The sequence below is a fragment of the Frankia sp. CgJB1 genome, assembly GCF_977947065.1.
Map to the genome: position 1 here is coordinate 32,945 of NZ_CDWTNB010000006.1, position 19,357 is coordinate 52,301.

14 protein-coding genes, 3 tRNA genes and 2 pseudogenes are annotated in these 19,357 nt (G+C 69.4%); 7 read left to right on the forward strand and 12 right to left on the reverse strand.

All coding sequences use genetic code 11. The annotated features are described in order from the left end of the window. Positions 1 to 220: 220 nt before the first annotated feature. Together AC08OT_RS01640 and AC08OT_RS01645 are read right to left on the reverse strand one after the other, a co-directional pair. A complete protein-coding gene (locus AC08OT_RS01640) occupies positions 221 to 427 on the reverse strand; it encodes a DUF3073 domain-containing protein (RefSeq protein ID WP_011434572.1) in 207 nt (68 codons plus the stop codon). A 330-nt stretch (positions 428 to 757) separates the two neighbouring features. Beyond that, positions 758 to 1,828 (reverse strand): Glu/Leu/Phe/Val family dehydrogenase, encoded by a 1,071-nt coding sequence (locus AC08OT_RS01645; RefSeq protein WP_476592456.1) that lies wholly within the window; start codon positions 1,826 to 1,828, stop codon positions 758 to 760. A 249-nt stretch (positions 1,829 to 2,077) separates the two neighbouring features. Between AC08OT_RS01645 and AC08OT_RS01650 the strand changes: the two genes are divergently transcribed. From AC08OT_RS01650 to AC08OT_RS01665, 4 genes and pseudogenes are all read left to right on the forward strand, one after another. Next, a complete protein-coding gene (locus AC08OT_RS01650; RefSeq protein WP_462186996.1) occupies positions 2,078 to 2,908 on the forward strand; it encodes a DUF8083 family protein in 831 nt (276 codons plus the stop codon). 152 nt (positions 2,909 to 3,060) lie between these two features. Then, the gene (gene bldC / locus AC08OT_RS01655) at positions 3,061 to 3,267 is read left to right on the forward strand and encodes a developmental transcriptional regulator BldC (RefSeq protein ID WP_006540950.1); all 207 of its coding nucleotides are present in this window, start codon (positions 3,061 to 3,063) and stop codon (positions 3,265 to 3,267) included. A 544-nt stretch (positions 3,268 to 3,811) separates the two neighbouring features. Continuing rightward, a pseudogene (locus AC08OT_RS01660) lies at positions 3,812 to 4,594 on the forward strand (hypothetical protein). A gap of 206 nt (positions 4,595 to 4,800) precedes the next feature. Further along, positions 4,801 to 4,873 (forward strand) — tRNA-Glu (locus AC08OT_RS01665). Between the two features lie 447 nt (positions 4,874 to 5,320). Here the strand turns inward: AC08OT_RS01665 and AC08OT_RS01670 are convergent. From AC08OT_RS01670 to vapB, 4 genes are all read right to left on the reverse strand, one after another. Further along, positions 5,321 to 5,779, reverse strand: a complete 459-nt coding sequence (locus AC08OT_RS01670; RefSeq protein ID WP_476592457.1) for a PIN domain-containing protein — start codon at positions 5,777 to 5,779, stop codon at positions 5,321 to 5,323. Then, entirely contained in the window at positions 5,769 to 6,038 is a 270-nt protein-coding gene (locus AC08OT_RS01675) for a type II toxin-antitoxin system Phd/YefM family antitoxin (protein ID WP_476592458.1), read from the reverse strand. The genes AC08OT_RS01670 and AC08OT_RS01675 overlap by 11 nt, the downstream gene beginning before the upstream one ends. 392 nt (positions 6,039 to 6,430) lie before the next feature. Next, the gene (locus tag AC08OT_RS01680) at positions 6,431 to 6,856 is read right to left on the reverse strand and encodes a PIN domain-containing protein (protein WP_476592459.1); all 426 of its coding nucleotides are present in this window, start codon (positions 6,854 to 6,856) and stop codon (positions 6,431 to 6,433) included. Further along, on the reverse strand, positions 6,853 to 7,074 hold the full coding sequence (vapB, locus tag AC08OT_RS01685; RefSeq protein WP_462186980.1) for a type II toxin-antitoxin system VapB family antitoxin: 222 nt from the start codon (positions 7,072 to 7,074) through the stop codon (positions 6,853 to 6,855). Before vapB ends, AC08OT_RS01680 begins: the two co-directional genes overlap by 4 nt. A gap of 1,191 nt (positions 7,075 to 8,265) precedes the next feature. Between vapB and AC08OT_RS01690 the strand changes: the two genes are divergently transcribed. Continuing rightward, positions 8,266 to 9,024: a glycosyltransferase family 2 protein gene (locus tag AC08OT_RS01690; protein ID WP_476595448.1), complete on the forward strand. Its 759-nt coding sequence runs from the start codon at positions 8,266 to 8,268 to the stop codon at positions 9,022 to 9,024. 96 nt (positions 9,025 to 9,120) lie between these two features. Here AC08OT_RS01690 and AC08OT_RS01695 read toward each other — a convergent pair whose 3' ends face one another. The 6 genes and pseudogenes from AC08OT_RS01695 to AC08OT_RS01720 all read right to left on the reverse strand — a co-directional run bounded on the left by AC08OT_RS01695 (position 9,121) and on the right by AC08OT_RS01720 (position 18,010). Continuing rightward, positions 9,121 to 10,659: a hypothetical protein gene (locus tag AC08OT_RS01695; RefSeq protein ID WP_476592462.1), complete on the reverse strand. Its 1,539-nt coding sequence runs from the start codon at positions 10,657 to 10,659 to the stop codon at positions 9,121 to 9,123. A gap of 225 nt (positions 10,660 to 10,884) precedes the next feature. Next, a pseudogene (locus AC08OT_RS01700) lies at positions 10,885 to 11,843 on the reverse strand (intradiol ring-cleavage dioxygenase). A 172-nt stretch (positions 11,844 to 12,015) separates the two neighbouring features. Then, positions 12,016 to 12,402 (reverse strand): DUF7715 family protein, encoded by a 387-nt coding sequence (locus AC08OT_RS01705; RefSeq protein WP_476592463.1) that lies wholly within the window; start codon positions 12,400 to 12,402, stop codon positions 12,016 to 12,018. A 213-nt stretch (positions 12,403 to 12,615) separates the two neighbouring features. After that, positions 12,616 to 12,765 carry a hypothetical protein gene (locus AC08OT_RS01710; protein ID WP_476592464.1) on the reverse strand — a complete coding sequence of 50 codons (150 nt, stop codon included), beginning with the start codon at positions 12,763 to 12,765 and terminating at the stop codon, positions 12,616 to 12,618. Between the two features lie 92 nt (positions 12,766 to 12,857). Continuing rightward, entirely contained in the window at positions 12,858 to 16,628 is a 3,771-nt protein-coding gene (gene metH, locus AC08OT_RS01715) for a methionine synthase (protein ID WP_476602478.1), read from the reverse strand. Between the two features lie 215 nt (positions 16,629 to 16,843). Further along, positions 16,844 to 18,010 carry a PfkB family carbohydrate kinase gene (locus AC08OT_RS01720; RefSeq protein WP_476594334.1) on the reverse strand — a complete coding sequence of 389 codons (1,167 nt, stop codon included), beginning with the start codon at positions 18,008 to 18,010 and terminating at the stop codon, positions 16,844 to 16,846. Between the two features lie 376 nt (positions 18,011 to 18,386). On the opposite strand from AC08OT_RS01720, the gene AC08OT_RS01725 reads away from it, so the two are divergent. After that, positions 18,387 to 18,461 (forward strand) — tRNA-Asp (locus tag AC08OT_RS01725). A gap of 52 nt (positions 18,462 to 18,513) precedes the next feature. Further along, positions 18,514 to 18,587, forward strand: a tRNA-Phe gene (locus AC08OT_RS01730). Positions 18,588 to 19,357: the final 770 nt, after the last annotated feature.

Sequence of the window (19,357 nt, forward strand, 5' to 3'; positions counted from 1 at the left end):
GCACACCCCCCTAGGCAGGGCAACCCCCCGGGCAGGTTGGGCAACCTGTCCGGGCAGCCTGGGCTGATCAGGAGTGAACTGGCGAAGAAGCATGCAGCGCAGCCAGGATCACGGCAGCACGTTATGGCGGTGGGAGCCCGGGCCTGAGCCCGGACGACCACCATCGGCGACGACCACCGCGGTGAGCCTGCCGCGATGAGCGACTACCGAAGCGACGCTGTCAGCGGGAGGAACGTCGATCGTCCTCGTCGTCTGCGTAGGCGTCGTATCCGTAGTCGTCATCTACGTACGAGTCGTCGTTGTTGTTCTCGCGCGTCGAGCCCGCGCCCAGATCCGCCTTCAATCGGTCGAGATCCATAGTGGGCGAGTTGTACTTGAGCTCGCGGGCGACTTTCGTCTGCTTGGCCTTAGCTCGGCCGCGCCCCATGGCTCGACCCCCTCGAACATGACGACGGGGACCCGCCCCGGTGCTCTCACTGTCTCGTGCTTCCCGAGACTACAGGGACCGGAGGCTTCTCGGCACGCCAACCCGACAGTTGCCTGTCCCCGGACAAGGTGCCCGCGATCGGAAACGGTGTATGAACCCGCTTGTCCGGTGGGTTCGATCGGGGATATCTGCTCGTCCCCGCCGTCGGCGGCCCGTTTGACGGGGCCTAGATGTGATCATCGTCACCTGTCCCCGTTGACGTTCAGGCCTCCGCCGGGCGGGTGATCGTTCCTGGTGGCGGGGGTGTGCCTCGCCCCACCCCGGTCGGCATCAGGGCAGCAGGATCCCCCGCAGGCGTCCCACGTCGGTCATGCGGCGTTCGGCGAGCCGCTCCGCGGCCTCGGTCGGGGTCACCCCCTCGGCTTCGGCGAGGCGGAACACCTCCGAGGTGGTGTCGAAGATCTGCGCGGCCCTGGCCCGGGCCCGCTCCGGCGAGTAGCCCTCGATCTCGTCCGCGACCTGGATCAGGCCGCCGGCGTTGACCACGAAGTCGGGGGCGTACAGGACTCCGGCGTCGGCGAGCTGCCGCCCGGCCTCGGGCTGCGCGAGCTGGTTGTTGGCGCCGCCGCAGACAACGCCGGCTCGCAGCCGGCGGACGGTCTCCACGCTCAGCGCTCCGCCCAGCGCGCAGGGGGCATACACGTCGACGTCGAGGTCGAGCAGGTCGTCCGGGTCCGGCACGGTCTCGGCCGCCGGGAACTCCACCCGCAGCCGGGCCAGGGCCACCGGGTCCACGTCGCCCGCGACCACCGAGGCGCCGCTGTCGAGGAGATGCCCGACGAGCCGCCGCCCGACCTTGCCGACTCCCGAGACCGCGACGCGGCGCCCCGCCAGGCTCGGTGTTCCCCACCGGTGCCGGGCGGCGGCGCGCATGCCCTCGAAGACTCCGTAGGCGGTCAGCACGCCGGAGTCGCCCGAACCGCCGTGCACCGGTGACCGTCCGGTCACCCACCGGGTTTCCCGGGCGATGATGTCCATGTCCGCCACGTAGGTACCGACGTCGCAAGCGGTGATGTACCGGCCGCCCAGTAAGGCGACATGGCGGCCGAAGGCGCGCAGCAGCGGCTCCGACTTCGCGACGGCCGGATCACCGATGATGACGGCCTTGCCGCCGCCGAGGTCCAGCCCGGCGCAGGCGGCCTTGTAGGCCATCGCCCGGGACAGGGCGAGGGCGTCCGCCAACGCGACCTCCTCGTCGGCGTAGGGGTGGAAGCGGGTACCGCCCAGCGACGGCCCCAGCGCCGTCGAGTAGACGGCGATGATCGCGTGAAGACCCGAGGGACGGTCCGAGCACAACAGCACCTGCTCATGGTCACAAATGGCGCTGAACAGGGACGACATGGCGCACCTCTCTCCTCGGGGCCTCCTGGGGCCTCCGTGGGGCACGCGGCCCCCACCGCCCTGATCCCGCGCCGCGGGCCGAACCACCCGCGCCGCGCCCAGGGCCCGCAGATCGTGTCCTGGCGAACCCTACGGCGCCGGTAGGCCGGACGGCTTGTGTGCGGACGTGCCAGGATCGAGGCATGCCAGGATCCAGGGCATCCGCGTGGGTGTCGTCGGTCGGATCGCGCGCGGTACGTGGGTCCTGAGGTGCCCGTCGTCTCCCCCGCGGCGTATCTGCGGGTGTACGAACCGCTCGCTGCCTTTCCCGCGGCCGAACGTGGCCGCTGGCAGCGTTACGCCGCCGCGGGGCCGCCGTCGCGCCGGGCCGGTTCCCGCCGGGAGCGGGTCCTGGCGCTGGTCGCGACCGTCCGTCCCACCCTTGACGTCGCCGACGAGTCGGCCTTCGTCCAGTGGATCGACGGTCTGATGTTCGTCTGTCCGTGGTCGACCCAGCTGCGGGTGTGGCAGGCGGCGCTCGAGTTCCGCGGCCTGATGCCCGACCGCGTCGCGGAGGCGTTCCTGCCACGGCGGATCATCGAGCCGGCCGAGGTCGAGCTGGACCGGTGGAAGGCCCGCCGCCCCGCGCTCAAGGTCCACGTGCAGACCTGTACCTGGATGGTGCCACCGCCGTGGTTCCTGCTCTTCGACCCGGCCGAACGGTCCCTGGTCACGGGGGACACCGCCGAGCGGTCCATGATCTACCGCACCACGATGAGCCTCGCCAGACGGCGGGCGGGCCGGGCGGTGGAGGCGGTGGAGGCGCTGCGGGCGAGCTCTCCGGACGCCCCGGGAGTCGAGGGCGTCGGCGAGCTGGCCCGTTGGCTGGGGTCCTTCCATCCACAGAGCAGGGTCGAACTGGACTACGACGGGCTAGTTGACCTGCTGGACGATGACATGCTTCGGCGCGACAACTCTGTAGAGGACATCGTCGAGGCTGTCAGTGCGTTACGCCGTGGGCGAACAGACCTAGCGGTCGAAGCCTACGAACGAGTCCTGATGAGGTGGAGGCCCCTGCAGGCACGGGAATCCGCGAGCTGATCAGCGCATTCTGTTAACTGAGAGTTGCCGCCCGCTTCGGACGAGCTGTGACTAGTCAGTAGATGGTCCTGACGTGCCATGTCCGAAATGCCCCCGAAGGATGCACGATCTGTATGGGACGGAGCGACGCTCTGTGACGGGAGGCCAACGCAATGACGACACGAACGCCAGACGCTGAGCCGCTGCTGACGCCCGCCGAGGTTGCCACGATGTTTCGGGTGGACCCGAAGACCGTGACCCGGTGGGCGAAGGCCGGAAAGCTGACGTCGATTCGGACCCTGGGCGGTCACCGCCGGTACCGAGAGGCGGAGGTGCGTGCCCTGCTGAAGGGAGTTCCGAGCATCGGAAGTGACATCTAGGTTCGCGCCAACCTGGCGCGTTGCACGAGCCCCCTCCTCTCCTCGGGTGCGGGCCGCACGGCTGACAGTGCGAGGGTGTCGGTCGTGAGTCCCGCGGAATAGGGCCGAAGGTCTCGAGAGCGGTTGATCGTCCCGTATCGGACGACAGCCGGAGGCTGCAGTATCACCATCGGGCCGCTGATGGAGGGGTAGATAGATCCAGGCGTCGGGTCGTCCGGCATGTGGGTGAGCCCATGCGTCGGGGTCCTGTCCCGCCGACGTCCCGCGTCAAGGACCACCTCCGCACCGGGAGGGCGCTGGGTGGACCTGCTGGGGAACCGGCGGACGGCTGTTACGGCTGTCCGCCGGTCTCGTCGCGCTGGGCCGAGGCACTGGACGGACAGCCGAGGCGCTGGACAGCCGAGAGGCTGGACAGAGATCGCTGGACAGAGATCCGAGCTGCCCGGAGGTTGATCATCGTCGGACCGCCGCCTGGCGCCGTAACCCGCCCGGCACCGTGACGTCGGGCGGCGCCGATGACCAGGGCTGGGGGCGGAAGTCGGCTGTGCCCGGTTTCCGGCCCAGTACCAGCGCCTTCCGGTTCACGAACAGCTTCGCTCCGCAACCGTTGCTGGCCGTTTCGGCGCCATGGTCGACTCGGCGGCTGGGCCTCGGCGACGCCAGCCGGGGCCTGTGCGGCGGGATGATCTACGCTGTGCGTGATCTGTTCGAGGCCGGAATCGGGCCGCCGCCTGACGTCGTGGCGCCGGCCGTCGGGTCCCCGCTGTACGCGTACCTCGTCCGCCGCCTGCTGGAGAGCTTCAACATCCCGCGGGGGTGGCCCGCTACTACCGGCTCATGCAGGGTGCCGACGCCGACGCCAACCGGGGGATCCGGGTCCGGCCGGGGGCCGCGCGGACGAGCCTGGCGGACGAGTGGCCACGGATCCGGCTCGATCTGGACGAAGGGGTTGCTGTCCCCGATCGGGATCATCACGGTGCGGTCCTCCGATCCGCGGCTGCTCGGCCTGAACCATCAGGTGCTCGCTTACGCCTATGTCCAGGCCGGAACGTCGATCACGCTCCGTGTCTATGATCCGAACACTCCCGGGGACCGGGCCGACGAGGTCACGCTGAGTTTCGATCTCGCCGAGGTCCATGATCGCGGCGATCCCGCCGGGCCGGCGCGGATCGAGCACTCGATCGCGATCGGGGGGCGGCCGGTCCGAGCCTTCTTCCGTTCCCGCTACCGATGGGTCGACCCGCGCCGCGCCATCGCGCCCGCGGCCGGCCGCCCCGCGGGGCAGGAGGCGCCGCCGGGCCGTTCACGCCTGGAGAAGGGTCGGTGACGCGGCAGCCGGGTGGCCGGGCAGTCGTCGGGCAGCCGGGTGGTCGGCTGGCCGGCCAGGGGAGCGTTCCCACGGGGATGCCGAGCGGTCGGGATGGCCCGGGAAGGGTTTGTCGTCCGACCGGGCCATCCCCTATGCTTGCGGTGTTTCAGACGATCGACGTCGCGGCTGGGCGGATGCGCAGCCTCGCTGAGGGTCGTCGCCGCGCCCCCATCGTCTAGCGGCCCAGGACGTCGCCCTTTCAAGGCGGTAGCACGGGTTCGAATCCCGTTGGGGGCACGGATAGTAGTTAATAGGTTATTTTGTGCAACCAGCCGAGGTGCCTCCGAGCGGCAGCGATGACAGCAAATTGATCGACTGCTTCTTCAAGTTATCAATCATGCCGTCCGTAATGTCAGATTATGTGACATTCATTCCTGATGTACCGCGGTGCAAGGCCCTCGCCGCCTTGGTTGCACGGGGGAGACCTCGGCAATGATCCCCGTTGAGCCAGCGGCCGGATGCAAGTGTGTCATCTGGGCCAGGCCCCGGAGGAACTTCAGTGGCGACTGTTCGAGATCACCCAGCTCACCGTGCGTCTCCATTCGGACAGTGACCGCGTCACCCTTCACATCAAACTGCCCAGCGACTACCAGCGCCCACCGCCGAAGGGGCAACGGCCAGCCGGCCGGTGAGATCCACCCGGATGTGGCCTGTCCGGGCCCACCCGACGACAGTCCTGAGCGCTTACCGGTCGCCGGGGGTCTTGGAGCGGGTGACGGGGACGACGGTGAGGAGATCGTCCAGCCCTGTGAAGTCGTCGGGGTTGGTGGTGTACAGCGGTAGGTCCTCGGCGATCGCGATAGCGGCGATCATCAGGTCGGCCACGCGCCGTCGGGGCTTGCGGCAGGCGCTGATCACGGCAGCGCAGACCCGGCCATAGATACGGGCGGCTTCCGCGTCGAACGGGATCGCGTCGAACTCGTTCTCCGCGCGCTGCAGCACATCCAGCCGCCGGGCCCGTTCGGCGTGCTCGTCGTACTCGTTCTGCTCCTCGTGCCGGCGCACCTCGTGCGGGCCCGCGGACAGCTCCGCCAGCGTGACGGCGGTGATCGCCATTTCGGCGGGCAGCTCCTCGGGATCCACCCATCTGCGCAGGATCATGATGTTCGTGTCGAGCAGCCCCTGCGCGTGGTCACCGGCCATACGGGTCGTCCGCTTCCTGCTCTGCCGTGGCGTCCTGGTCGGCGCGGAAGGCGTCCAGGGAGATGCCGGGGGCGCTGCGGGACATCGCCGCGAACTCGCTGCGGGACACAAACCGCCTGCGGCGCCGCAAGGGGACCAGTTCGCCGATCTGGTGTCCGTCACGAGTGACCGTGAACGCCTGGCCGCTCTGGACCGCGTCCATGATCTCCTTGGACCTGCTGCGCAGGTCACGCTGGGTGATCTCAGGCTGTGCACTCATACACGTATGATATCCGAGCGGTGCCACGCGGTGCCACGCGGTGGCACCTCGTGGGATGCGGCAGTGGAAGGACTCCGGGATGTCGGTAATCGACCTCACTGCCGGCCGGGAGCCCCGTTCGCACGCGCATCCGTTCCGATGCCGTGGGGATACGGCCGGCACGGCGTCACCGGGCCGTTCTCAATGGCCCTTGACACCTGCACTATTCTGTGTTAGTTCCCGTTGGGGGCACACTTCGATCAGCAGCCTGAAGCGCTTGCCTACCAGGCGTTTCAGCCTCGATGTCCCCCTGGGGCCGTCCGGCTCGCGCCGGTGAACTCCGGTCGGCTGTGCCGAAGTGATGCCGAAGTTCGGCGGCGGCTACCCGTGGGTGGGCGGGCTCCTCCTGGCCGCTACGACAGGCGGAGTCGCTCGGTGGGCTGCCCGGTGACCACGGCGATCAACTCGAAGTCCTTGTCGACATGCAGCACCACAAGCCCGGCCAGCTCGGCCGTCGCAGCAATGATCAGATCGGGGACGGACGGCGCGCGATGGTGCCCGAGGCCGGCGAGCAGCCCTTGAACCTCCACTGCCCTGGACTCGATCCGAGGCGTCACGTTCTCGACGGGCATCGCCGAGGCCGGCGGCCGGCGTAACCTGACACGAAGATCGTTGACGGATCTCGCGGAAAAGCCGACCTCCAGAATCGTGACCGTCGTGATACGGACCAGACCTCGCTGGATACGGGACAGCCACAGGTCGGCATCGGGACTCTCGCTCAGCCGGACGAGGGCGGACTTGTCGACAAGCCAACGCTGCGTCTCGGCCGTGGTGGTCACGTCCAGGCCTGCCGCATGACCTCGGGGTCGCTGAGATCACGAAACGCGGCGCTGAACCAGCGCAAGTCGTCCAGGGTCACCGGGGCTATCGAGCGCGCCGCGTCCTGGGCGAGTTGCCGGCGAAGGTACTCGTTGCGAGACAGGCCGAGCCTGGCGGCATGAGCCTCGACGGCGGCCAGCACGTCATCGGGTACGTCACGAATGAGCACGTCGGACATCGACCGCACCTCCAAGGGCTGAACCTGCAGGCGATATCCAATGCTATCAGGACCCGACTGCCCGTACCTGACCGCGTCGCCGCGTCGCCGCGTCATGCCCGGCAGGGCCGAGCCCGGATGGCTTGGCTTCGGACCTGGAAGCACGGTCGACTGTCGATCTGGCCCGTGGTCAAGCCGATCATCGGGAGCGGGCCCCTCGGCCCGGGCGTCGAGGTGCTTCGCCAGTTCCGGGACCTGGGAGCCAGTTCCGGGACCTGGGGAGGTGGAGAGGGGCGCGACGGCGCGCGTGGGGCTCAGGGCCTGCTGGTTCTGTCCGGTGGGGCGCCAGGGTCGGGCTGGTGTCGGCCGGTGATGATCCAGGTGCCGGCGATGATGAGGGACGCGAAGAGCAGGAGTCCCGCGCCGAGGATGGTGAGCAGGAGGGCCCGGTCGCGGAAGGTAAGGGTCCCGGTGAGGGTGATCTGGAGTGAGCCGACGGCGAAGGCGATGGCGGCGGTGAAGACGGTGACGAGTTCGACGGCGCGGATGGCGGAGGTCTGGAGGGTCCGGCGGAGGTCGCGGTTGGCGGTGTCCTGGTCGCGCCAGCGGGTTTGCTGGCTGGTGGTCCATTCCGCGAGCTCCAGCCCTTTCTGGATGATGTCGCGTTCGCGTAGGTACTGCTCCTGGAGGAGTTGGTGGCTGATCCGGGTGCCGATCGCGGGTAGCAGGCGCAGCGCGGTGTCGATGGTGGCCAGCGCCTCGGTGTAGTCGCCGCACCTGCGTTGACCGCACGCGAGGCGGAACCGGAAAAGATGATCGTCGGGGAACTCCGCGACGGCGTCGGTGGCGCGCTGGCGTAGCTGTTCGCCCTGGCCGGGGAACGGTGGGGCGGCTCCCAGGGCGTTGAGGCAGACGTCGACGACGGCACGGGACCGGGGGACGGCGCTCCAGGCCGTGTCGAGGAGTTCGAGCGCGTGGCTGGTAGGGGTCGGTGACGAAGTCCGCCGACGGGACCCGGAAGGGGGGTTCGATGTTCGCGTCGATCAGCTCGGCGGCGACGTCCTCGCAGACCCGGTCCAACTCGCGGGAGTCGGCTGAGGCTGCCTGACCGAGCCGCGCATTGATCGATGCGACGTCCATGTGCCCCCTCCGTCGGATCTTCTCCGGATATGTACCACACGGATGCGGGGCGGATCGGTACATACTGCAAACATGCGGGTCGATGTGGTCACCGCGGTACACGCCGAGTACGCGGGCTACCTGCCCGCGGCGTGGGATTCGCTGCACCGGCAGAGCCATCCCCACTGGACGTGGCGGGTTCAGGTCGACGGGTTGCCCGACGAGGTCCTCGACGCGCTGACCGCCTGCGGAGCGGCGGGCGATGGCCGGGTCCGGATCGCCGCGCACGGCACCCAGGAAGGCCCAGAGGTCGCCCGCAACATCGCCCTCGGCGCGTGCACCGCGCCGCTGGTCCAGAACCTCGACGCCGACGACGAGCTCGAACCCGACGCGCTCGCCGACCTCAGTGGCGCGCTCGCCGCCCATCCCGCGGCCGGCTACGCGGTCGGCCATGCCCGCGACCTGCACGCTGACGGCACCCTGCGCACCGCGCCGCTGGCAGTGCCCGCCGGGCCGCTGGCCCGCGGTGCGCTGGCCGTCGCGTGGGCGTCCGCCTTACCCGACCGCACCCTGCCACCCGTGCATCCGGCCGGGGTGATGTGGCGCCGAAACCTGCTCCTCGTCGTCGGGGGATGGGCGGCGCTGCGCGGTGTCGAGGACACCGCGACCCTCATCGCCGGCTCCGCACTCGCCACCGGAATACTGCTCGACATCCCCACATTGCGCTACCGACGCCACGACGCACAGCGTTCCCGCCAGAACGGCAATTTTTCGGGGGGGGGGGGTCAATATTTGCTCATCTGGCAGCGCGCCGCCCTACTCGCCGGCGGACCCCCCTGGGAAGAGCGATAACCAGCAGGGTCGTGCGGGATGATCGGCTGAATAGCATTCGCGGTCCAGTACAAAGGGGCTGGGTCTACCAGAGCTCGGTTTACCAGAATTCGGTGTTTACCAGAGTTCGGTGAGTGCGGCGAACAGCTGAAGCTGGTGCTGTAGCCAGCCGAGGGTGCGGAAGTTGCCGCCGAGGCTGGCGGGCGGGTTGCTGACCAGGGTGTCCCGACGTAGGAGATCAGCAAAGTCGATGGTGGCGCCTACGGCTCCGGGCACGTTCGCGCGGGCCAGGATCGCGAGCATTTCGCTGGCCATGATGCCGTAGCCGATGCTGGTGGGGTGGACGCCGTCGAGCGCGATAAGACCTCCCTGGGTGCGGCCCCGGGCGTCGGAGAGGAAGAACCGGGTGTCGGGCCGGGGGTGCAGCTCGCGGAGCGCCTGGGGTAACGGATAGGGGCCGTACCGGTTCCACCAACTCGGCCGGGTGGTCGGGTCGTCGAGATAGCGGCGGTAGGCGAGCCGGTCCAGCAGGGCGCACAGGTCGAAGACCCGCCAGTCGTCACCGGCCTGCCGGTGCGCCCTGACGTGCTCGATGATGACTTGGTTGTACATGTCGATGGCGCTGTCGATCTGCCGGCACTGCGTCCCGGTCAGGCAGGGGTCGGCAGTGTCGAACTGGTCGTCGCTGATCCAGGCGTAGGTGTAGCGGGCGAAGTATCGCGAGCCTTCCGGCTTGTAGCCGACCCCGCGGGCGAGCGGTGCGACGGTGACGTGGGGGACGGTGACCAGCACGACATGCCGGGCTCCCACCTTTTCGATTTCGGTGACGAGCTGGTTGTACTCCTGCTGGAAGTGGGCGGGGCGCCATACCGTGTAGGCGTTCTTCCCGTTCAGGTCGGCGAAGTCGTCTCCGCTCCAGACCAGCCGCAGCCCCAGAACGCTGGACAGCGCGTTGTTAGCCCCGAGGGCGACCACGAGCGTGCCGACGCCCTCGGCACCGAGTTGCTGCGCCGCCGTCAGCTGGGTGGTACCCGGGTCGCTGGGGCCGGCCAGGGCGCGCAGGGCAGCGATCGGCCCGTCGTTCTGGACCAGGAGTCTGCGCGGATTCCAGGACCGGCGGGCGGGGTGCTCGGCCAGCTGTTCCTGGCACCAGCCGACGTTCTTCGAGAGTGCGTCGCGGACATCCCAGCCGTAGATCGCGAGATTGTGGTTGAATTCCGCCTGCTCGACGGGGAGCCGGCCCGGGCCGAAGTCCCAGTAGCGTTGCACCCCCCGCGCCTGGGTGTACAGCGTGACTATCAGGCGTAGCGCGTGCGCCGGTAGCGGCCGGCCCTTGGTAATGGTGTCCGCGTGGCGCAGCAACTCCTCCATGTTGAGGGGGAGGCCGGCGCAGCCATCCGGCCCGGGATAGACCGGATAGCGAAACGGCGTCACCCCCATCGCCTCGGCCAGTAGAGCCGGCCACGACCGGTCGGTGTTGCGGACCGCCAGATTCTGGAAGCCATGGGTGAGCGAATCACCGATCGTCACGAGCGGATGGGCGACATCCACGTCGGACTCGACGGTGAACTCAATGCCGAGGTCGTCCCGAACGGGCTCCGGAGCCTCCGCGCTGATCACCAACTCGTCCGGCGCTGGCACCTCCGGCACGGACATCGCGGCTCTCCTTCCCCCAACCCACGATTTCCCCCAACCCGCGATGTGTGAGTCGCCCCGAGGTCGAGAGCGCCATTGTGCACCCACGCACCTGTCCAGTCCCCCGAGTCCCCGGAGACCCGAGCCCCGGGGACCTGCTCGACCACCGGGATCGTCGAGTTCGACTCCGTGAACCGGAGGGGGTTGGCCGTGACGACGGGGTGTCCTCCCGAGGCGTCGTGTGGGTCAGCTCGGCGCACCCGGTGGCCGCCCGCCGGGAGCACCGGCGGGCTGGCCGCTGGACGGGGTGGTCGTGGTGTCGACGCCGACGGCGAGGGAGACCGTGTAGCCGCTGGTGACGTTGCTGGTCACGGTGGCGAGCTGGCGGGCGCCGTCGTCGTCCCCGAAGACGTTGTCGCTGTCGAGACTGACCTGCGACAGGTTCGCGATCGACGCCTCGTAGCCCTGCTGCGCGTAGACCTGGTCGCAGACGTTCTTCGGCAGGGCGACCTGGGACGTGGCGATCGCTTTGGTGGCGTCGGTGATGCTGGCCTGGTCGGGGTAGACCTCGAAGTGGATGTGTGGCCAGCGTCCGCTGTAGCAGGCCGGGAAGATGCTGGTGAAGCGCACCTTCCCGGCCTTGTCGGCGATCTGGACGCCGCGCAGGTAGTTCTGGTCGGTGATGCCGTTGGTTGTACATCGAGTAGCGGCCTTCGCGGTCACAGTGCCACACGTAGACGGCCACTCCCGAGAAGGGGACGCCGCCGGCGAGGTCGGTGATGGTCATCTCCAGCGTCATGGGGACGCCTTCGGCGGTGCCGGTGGCTCCCCCGAAGCTGGACCGGATGTCGCTGCGGACCACGCCGCTCTGCTCGAGCACGTCCGGCCCGTTGGAACCGTCGCCCGGGTAGGGGCCAGCCGTCTCCTGGGGGATCTCCCCGGATGCCCCGCTGGTCGAGGCGGATGATGACGTGCTGGGCGACGCGGTGGAGCCGGACGATCCCGAGGCTTCGGCCCCGCCTGTCCCGCAGGCTGTCAGGCCCGCCGTCGCGGCACCGAGGCCGAGAAAGGTCAGCATCCCGTCGCCGGCTCAGCAGCGTGCCGAGGTCGAAGCCCAGTCCCTGGTCGACGGCCTCCTCCTCGGGCCGGGGCAGGGGACGCCCCTCGTACGTCGGCCTCCGGCCGTCCCGCTGGTAGTCCGCCATGCGCTCTCCTTGAAATCGACTGATCCTGTGCCTTCACCATGGCGGGACAGTCTTTGCCCGCACTGTGCGCCCGCTGTGCCGCGGCTGTGCGTACCAGGTCCCCATCACGGCGGCGGGAAGACCGGCCAGCACGGGCCGGGCCGTATGACGGTACCGGTGGGGCTGAGGCTGGCTACGGGATGGTCCATTCGCGCACGGTGACGATGTCCAGCCTGCGTTCCACGACGCCGCCTGCCGGCCAGCCGTCGACGAGCCGGGTCAGCTCGTCGGCCAGCGATTCGGAGCCGACGGCGTGCCACCTCTGCGCGGCGAGGCCCGCCCGTAGCGCCTCGGCGTAGAAGCTCCGGCTCATCTCGGCGATGTCGCGAACCATCGCCGTCGTCGTCACGAGGTGCGAGGACAGTCCCGTGAACGACCGCCTACAGCCACATCCGCCGTCGGGGTCCGCCCGGTCGATCGCGCAGATCAGGCCGATCCACACCAGTTCCCCCTCGGCACAGTGGTTGAAGTCGTTGTCGCGTTGGCCCTGGGTGGCCGCGGTCGCGGTCAGGATCTTCATGTCGGCTCCTCGGGGCAGGGAGGTATCAGCAGGAACGGGCACGAGACCGGTCACTGCTGTTCGTCGCGGCGACCCGCGCCCCCGACGACCTGGCGATCTTCTGGCACGGCCGGCCAAGCCCGTTCCTGGCCGCCGCTTGGACGCGGCGTCGCGCCGTTGGGTCGAGCTTGCGCAACTGACGAAGCGCATGCGGGGCGATGCCGACCGGGTACCTCAGGCCAGCCCGAGGTCGGCCTTGACGGCCGCGACCCGCCGGCCACGGCGGGCGAGGCAGGCCGGCGTGTGGTCGGCGCGAACCTGGTCGATGATCGCCGTGAGCCGCTCTCGGACTTCCGGCACGTTCAGTTTAGGCGACACGGTCATGCACTCAACGTACACGCAGGGTATCTTCCTGTATGTGGACATCTCCGCCGGTCTGACCGATCTGGCCCGGGTAGGTCGGCCGGCCGGGGCGTCTACTCGGGATCGTAGGCGAGGTTGGGGCGCAGCCAGCGCTCGACGTCGGAGATCTTCAGGCCCCGCCGCCGGGCGTAGTCCTCGACCTGGTCCCGGCCAATGCGCCCGACGGTGAAGTACCGCGACGACGGATGGGCGAAGATGAGCCCGCTGACGGCGGCCGCGGGGGTCATCGCGAAGGACTCGGTCAGGCCCATCCCCACCCGCCCGGCGTCCAGCAGGTCGAACAGCGCCTGCTTCTCGCTGTGGTCGGGGCTCGCCGGGTAGCCGAAGGCGGGACGAATGCCGCGGAAGCGCTCGGCGTGCAGATCCTCCAGCGACGGCTCGGCGTCCGGCTCGAACCAGGCGCGTCGCGCCTCAAGGTGGACATACTCGGCAAACGCCTCGGCGAGCCGGTCGGCCAGGGCCTTCACCATGATCGCCCGGTAGTCGTCCTGCCGAGCCTCGAAGCCGGCCGCGAGCGTGTCGGCGCCGTGGACGGCCACGGCGAACCCGCCGATGTGGTCCCCGGCCGGGGCCAGGTAGTCGGCGAGGCTGCGGTTCGGCCGCCCCGCGGGCTTGGCCGTCTGCTGGCGCAGCATCGGCAGGCGCAGCCGCCCCGTGGCACCCTGACCCGACGTGGCACCCGGACCCGACGTGCCACCCGGACCCGACGTGCCGTCGCTGTTCACCGCGCCGACGTCGATCAGATCGATCAGATCGATCAGGATGTCGTCGTCCTCCGCGACGGCGGGCCAGAAGCCGTAGGCCCCGCGGGCCTGAAGGCTACCGTCCGCAATGATCTGATCGAGTAGGACGTTCGCCTCGTCGTACAGCTCGCGGGCCACCGGCTGGTCCAGGATCGCCGGGAACTTGCCCTTCAGCTCCCAGGCAAGGAAGAAGAACTGCCAGTCGATCATCGCGCGCAGCGCGCTGAGGTCCGGGGTGACGACGCGGACGCCGGTGAAGGCGGGGACGGGCAGGTCGTCGAACGTGACCTGCTCGCGGTTCGCCCGGGCCTGCGCGAGGGGGAGCAGCGGGCGCTGCTGGCGGTTCTCGTGCTGCTCACGCAGGAGCTTCTGCTCCGCCCGGTTACGCACGGCGAGCTCCCCGGCCCGGTCGGCGTCGAGCAGGTCCGAGACCACGCCGACGACGCGGGAGGCGTCCAGCACGTGGACGGTGGTGGCGTCGTAGGCGGGGGCGATGCGGACGGCGGTGTGCTGGCGCGAGGTGGTGGCGCCGCCGATCAGCAGGGGCAACTTCAGCCCGCGGCGCTGCATCTCGGTGGCGACCGTGACCATCTCGTCCAGGGACGGAGTGATCAGGCCGGACAGGCCGATCGCGTCGGCGCCCTCCGCCACTGCCGTGTCGAGGATGACCGTGGCGGGGACCATGACCCCCAGGTCGATGACCTCGTAGTTGTTGCAGCCGAGGACCACACCCACGATGTTCTTGCCGATGTCGTGCACGTCGCCCTTGACGGTCGCGAGCACCACCGTGCCGTTGCCACGGTTGCCACGGCCGGTGCCGGCCAGCAGCGCCTGCTGCTTCTCGGCCTCCATGAACGGTTCCAGGTAGGCGACCGAGCGCTTCATCACCCGGGCGCTCTTGACCACCTGCGGCAGGAACATCTTCCCGGATCCGAAGAGATCACCGACGATCTTCATGCCGTCCATGAGCGGTCCCTCGATCACGTCGAGGGGGCGGGCCGCCCGCGCCCGGGCCTCCTCCGTGTCGGGCTCGATGAAGTCGACGATGCCGTGCACGAGCGCGTGCGCCAGGCGCTCCTCGACCGGCGCCTCGCGCCAGGACAGGTCCACCGTGCGCTTCGTGCCGCTCCCGCTCACGGTCTCGGCGAACGCGACGAGCCGGTCGGTGGCGTCGTCGCGCCGGTCGAAGAGCATGTCCTCGACGAGTTCGAGCAGGTCGGCGGGGATGTCCTGGTAGACGGCGAGCTGGCCGGCGTTGACGATGCCCATGTCGAGCCCGGCGCGCACGGCGTGGAGGAGGAACGCCGAGTGCATCGCCTCGCGGACGATGTCGTTGCCGCGGAAGGAGAACGACAGGTTCGAGATGCCGCCGCTGGTCCGCGCTCCCGGGCAGCGCTGCTTGATCAGCGGCAACGCGTCGAGGAACGCCTTCGCGTAGCCGTTGTGCTCGGCGATGCCGGTGGCGACGGCGAGCACGTTCGGGTCGAACACGATGTCCTCGGCTGGGAAGCCGACCCGCTGGGTGAGCAGGTCGTAGGCGCGGGCGCAGATCGCCACCTTGCGTTCGGCGGTGTCGGCCTGGCCCCGCTCGTCGAAGGCCATCACGACCACGCCGGCGCCGTAGTCGCGGATGCGCCGGGCCTGCTCCAGGAAGGGCTCCTCACCCTCCTTGAGGCTGATCGAGTTGACGACGCCCTTGCCCTGCACGCAGCGCAGCCCGGCCTCCAGCACGCTCCACCGCGAGCTGTCGACCATGATGGGCAGGCGGGCCGCCTCCGGCTCGGTGGCGAGCAGGTTCAGGAACGTGGTCATCGCCCGCTCGCTGTCGAGCAGGTCGGCGTCCATGTTGACGTCGAGCAGGTTGGCCCCGCCGCGCACCTGCTCCAGGGCGACGTCCACGGCGGCCTGGTAGTCGTCGGCCTCGATCAGCCGCCGGAACCGCGCCGAACCGGTGACGTTGGTGCGCTCCCCGATCATGACGAAGCCGGTATCTTCGCCGATCTCGAACGGCTCCAGCCCGCTGAAGCGGGTGCGCACCGGCGGGGCCGGAACCGGGCGCGGCGCCGCGCCGGCGGCGGCGGCGGCGATCCGCGCGATGTGTGCCGGCGTCGTCCCGCAGCAGCCGCCGACGATGTTGACCAGGCCCGCGGCGGCGAATTCGCCGATCAGCCGGCCGGCCTCGTCCGGGGTCTGGTCGTAGCCGCCGAAGGCGTTCGGCAGGCCGGCGTTGGGATGGCAGGCCGTGAACGTGTCGGCGAGCCGGGCGAGCTCGGCGACATGCGGGCGCATCTCCTCGGCGCCGAGCGAGCAGTTCACCCCGACGACCAGCGGATGCGCGTGGGCGATGGAGCTCCAGAACGCCTCGACGGTCTGCCCCGACAGCGTCCGCCCGGACAGGTCGACGATCGTTACCGAGATCCACAGGGGCAGCCGCGGGGCGACCTCGCGGGCGGCGGCGATCGCGGCCTTCGCGTTGAGCGTGTCGAAGATCGTCTCGATGAGCAGCAGGTCGACCCCGCCGTCCGCCAACGCCTGGATCTGCTCGGCGTAGGCGGCCCGGACCTCGTCGAAGGTCACCGCCCGGTACGCCGGATCCTCCACCCGCGGAGACAGCGAGAGCGTGACGTTCAATGGGCCGATCGAACCGGCGACGAACCGGCGCCCCCCGGTCTGCCGGGCGGCCTCGTCCGCGGCCTGGCGGGCCAGCCGCGCGCCCCGCAGGTTCATCTCCCGCACCAGCGACTGCAGCCCGTAGTCCGCCTGGCCGATGCTCGTCGCGGTGAACGTGTTCGTCGTGGTGATGTCCGCGCCGGCCGCAAGATACTGCCGGTGCACGTCGAGGATCACGTCCGGACGGGTCAGGTTCAGCAGGTCCGGGTCGCCGGCGACGTCCTTCGGGTGGTCGCGGAACCGCTCCGTGCGGTAGTCGGCCGGGGTGAGCCCGGCGTTCTGTAGCATCGTGCCCCAGGCCCCGTCGAGCACGACGACCCGCTGGGCCAGCAGCTCCTGGAGCTCCCGCTCGCCGGCCCCGACCGTGCTGGCCTCGATGGCCACCTCGTCGACCGACCTGGACCCTGCCATCAGACCACCTCCCGGTTATGGGAGGCGCCCTTACTGAACGGTGCGGGCCGAGCGTGGCGGACCTGGGCCCGTTGCAGCGCCTCTCGACCTGTGAGTGACGATACCGTGCCATCGTGATCACTTCACGTCGGCTCGAGTGTTTCCTCGCCGTTGCTGCTGTCGCTTGAGAGTCGCACGCCACCCGGGCGGGACACCGGTCCGCGCCGCGCGTGAGCTCATCCGGACTTGGCGGAGGTGCCGGCATACAGCGCACGGATCTGGGCGTCGGTCGGATGGTGGCCCGTGCCCGGGAAACCGACCGTCCAACCGGCGACAAGCACCGCGCGGTCGATGGCACGGTCGGGATCGCCGGTGGCCAGCCAGTAGTGCAGGAACCCGGCGAACAGCGCATCACCCCCGCCGGTCGTGTCCACCACGCCCAGCGGTGCGACCGCCGCGACAGCGCGCACCGGCCGGTCCGCCACCGCCAGCAGGCAACCCCGCGCGCCCAGACCCACGACCACGATCCGTGCCGGTCCCCGGGCAAGCAACTGCCGGGCAAAGGCATCGGGGGGTACGGTGAGGTTCTCCGCCGAGCAGAACACGATCGACGCCCGGGTGAGCCAGTCCTGTGCATAGGCGTCGTCCTGCCCAACCAGGGACGCCAGTCGCACGTCGCTGCCCAGCGCAGCGAGCCCGCGGGCGACGTTGTAGCCGACCCCGGCGACTTCCAGGCGCAGCGACCGGTTCAGATAGCGCACCGGGGGGTAGGCGAAGGGGAAACCATCGACCGGGATCGTCTGCTGGACGTTGACGACACCGGCAACCGCCACGGACAAGCCCATAGGCCCGCAGTGTCGCACCGCCGGGCTGAGTGTCGTGAGCATCGTGGGGCCATACCTGCGCGATCTGTGCACCGAGGAACAGCGGAAGCGCTGGCTGCCCGGGGTGGCTGCCAGCAAGGAGGTGTCCATCCGGGCGATGGCGTCGGTGAGCGCGTCCGCGCGGCTGCGTTCCAAGTCCCCGTTGCGTTCCAGGTCCGCGTAGACCCGCGCCTTGATGGCGGCCAGGGACATCGGTGAGCAGGACCGCGCGATGTCGGTGGCGTAGCGCACCGCGTGGTCCAGTACGTCGCCATCCGTGATCATCTGGTTGACCAGCCCGAGCTCGGCCGCCTCGGCGGCACTGACGGCGTGGCCGGACAGCAGGAAGTCCGAGACCCGGGCGGTGCCCATGATCCGGGGAAGATGCCAGGACAGACCGTATTCGACGACCAGGCTGAGGCGGGAGAAGCCGGAGTTGACGAAGGCGGAGGCCGCGATGAACCGGACCTCCGGGTCGGCGTCCGCGGCACGCAGGGCCTGCGCGTAGGCGGTGGCCATCGGCAGGGTGAACGCGTTCATGACCTCGAGCCGGTTCAGGGTGACGACGGCGACCCCGTCCTCGACCCGGGTCAGAACGGGATCGGCAACGGCGGTCTGGATCGACTCCGTGCTGCTGCGCGCCTTTCGCTCGATTCCCTCGAGGTCGGCGGCGTGCCTGGCGTTCCTGGGCGCGCCCGGCGTGCCGCCGCGCCCGCCGCGCGGACTCCGCAGATCTCATGCCGATGTCGCGTCTTCGTAGCGAATCGTGAGCGATCGTGTGCGTGTCCTGTTGGGCAAGAATCCTGGGCTCCCGGCCCTTCGAGTGGTCCCGGTGTCGTGTAGCATGACCTCCAGATCCGGACAGGGACCGTGACTGGCACCTGGAGGGCGACAACTGAAGATCGATCTAGAGCATGGTCCCGTGGTGAAGCCTGGAGTTCACGCCGCCCTGTCAAGGCGGAGGTCGCGGGTTCGAGTCCCGTCGGGACCGCGTTCGTAGGGCTAACAGTGCGCTGTGGCTCATGCGAGAGTCGCACTACCCGGGGCAGGTAGCTCAGTCGGTACGAGCGTCCGCCTGAAAAGCGGAAGGTCGGCGGTTCGACCCCGCCCCTGCCCACCGGTTTAACCTGCGGAAATGGCAGGATTTGTCGATCACTGCTTGATCGTTATGTGGCAACGGGTGTGGCAACGGCGTCGTGTGATCCCGGTGGCGGCCCGTCTGTCACCCCGGCTGACCTGCGCAAACGGTGGAGTTGACCATCCGCTTTTCGGGTGGGAGGTCACGAGGCCTGTGTCCACGGACGTTGCCACAAGTCGCGGGCCTTGTGCGGCAACGGAACACGTCTGACCTAGTCGCGTCAGTGCCCTGACCTGCAACGATGTGCAAGATCGTGCTCGTGGACCGTCCGCTTTCGCGGCAGACGGTCCACGAGGCGGCTCTCCCCGCTGCGGCGCTGAGTTCGACGACTCCGGCGAGCCGATCAATGGCAACCAGGCCCCGCTGTTCCTTCGCCGATCAGATTTCCAGAGCATGCTTTTGTTCCTGTGCAGGTGGTTGGGAGAGCCGGGACGGTAATCAGGGTCAGATAGCAGCGGCGGTGATCACTGGGTTTGTCGGCCCGGTCAGAGGGCGCCTGGGCCCGACGGCGTCGGCGTCCTTGGCAGGCGCTCGTTCCACGAGCCCGGCGGTCAGCTGCTGGTGATTGGTCGGAGTCGGCATAAGTCAAGCGTTCCGCTCGTGATCGTCTCTCTGCATCGAGTCGCTCTCGGCGGTGGGGCCAGACGGCGTCCGCCGCTGGTCAGACACTCCCATCAAGGGCGGATCCGCACCTTCGACAATGCCATTTCCGCTAAGTTGATCAAGCTGCGGTCTGGGGTTTCATGGGG

What these genes read in the sequence shown, in the direction of transcription:
- AC08OT_RS01705 (WP_476592463.1), bottom strand. Translation starts at nt 12,402, where the DNA reads ATGAAGATCCTGACCGCGACCGCGGCCACCCAGGGCCAACGCGACAAC.
- metH (WP_476602478.1), bottom strand. Translation starts at nt 16,628, where the DNA reads ATGGCAGGGTCCAGGTCGGTCGACGAGGTGGCCATCGAGGCCAGCACG.
- AC08OT_RS01675 (WP_476592458.1), bottom strand. Translation starts at nt 6,038, where the DNA reads ATGAGTGCACAGCCTGAGATCACCCAGCGTGACCTGCGCAGCAGGTCC.
- AC08OT_RS01710 (WP_476592464.1), bottom strand. Translation starts at nt 12,765, where the DNA reads ATGACCGTGTCGCCTAAACTGAACGTGCCGGAAGTCCGAGAGCGGCTC.
- AC08OT_RS01695 (WP_476592462.1), bottom strand. Translation starts at nt 10,659, where the DNA reads ATGTCCGTGCCGGAGGTGCCAGCGCCGGACGAGTTGGTGATCAGCGCG.
- AC08OT_RS01720 (WP_476594334.1), bottom strand. Translation starts at nt 18,010, where the DNA reads ATGAACGCGTTCACCCTGCCGATGGCCACCGCCTACGCGCAGGCCCTG.
- vapB (WP_462186980.1), bottom strand. Translation starts at nt 7,074, where the DNA reads ATGTCCGACGTGCTCATTCGTGACGTACCCGATGACGTGCTGGCCGCC.
- AC08OT_RS01690 (WP_476595448.1), top strand. Translation starts at nt 8,266, where the DNA reads ATGCGGGTCGATGTGGTCACCGCGGTACACGCCGAGTACGCGGGCTAC.
- AC08OT_RS01640 (WP_011434572.1), bottom strand. Translation starts at nt 427, where the DNA reads ATGGGGCGCGGCCGAGCTAAGGCCAAGCAGACGAAAGTCGCCCGCGAG.
- AC08OT_RS01645 (WP_476592456.1), bottom strand. Translation starts at nt 1,828, where the DNA reads ATGTCGTCCCTGTTCAGCGCCATTTGTGACCATGAGCAGGTGCTGTTG.
- bldC (WP_006540950.1), top strand. Translation starts at nt 3,061, where the DNA reads ATGACGACACGAACGCCAGACGCTGAGCCGCTGCTGACGCCCGCCGAG.
- AC08OT_RS01670 (WP_476592457.1), bottom strand. Translation starts at nt 5,779, where the DNA reads ATGGCCGGTGACCACGCGCAGGGGCTGCTCGACACGAACATCATGATC.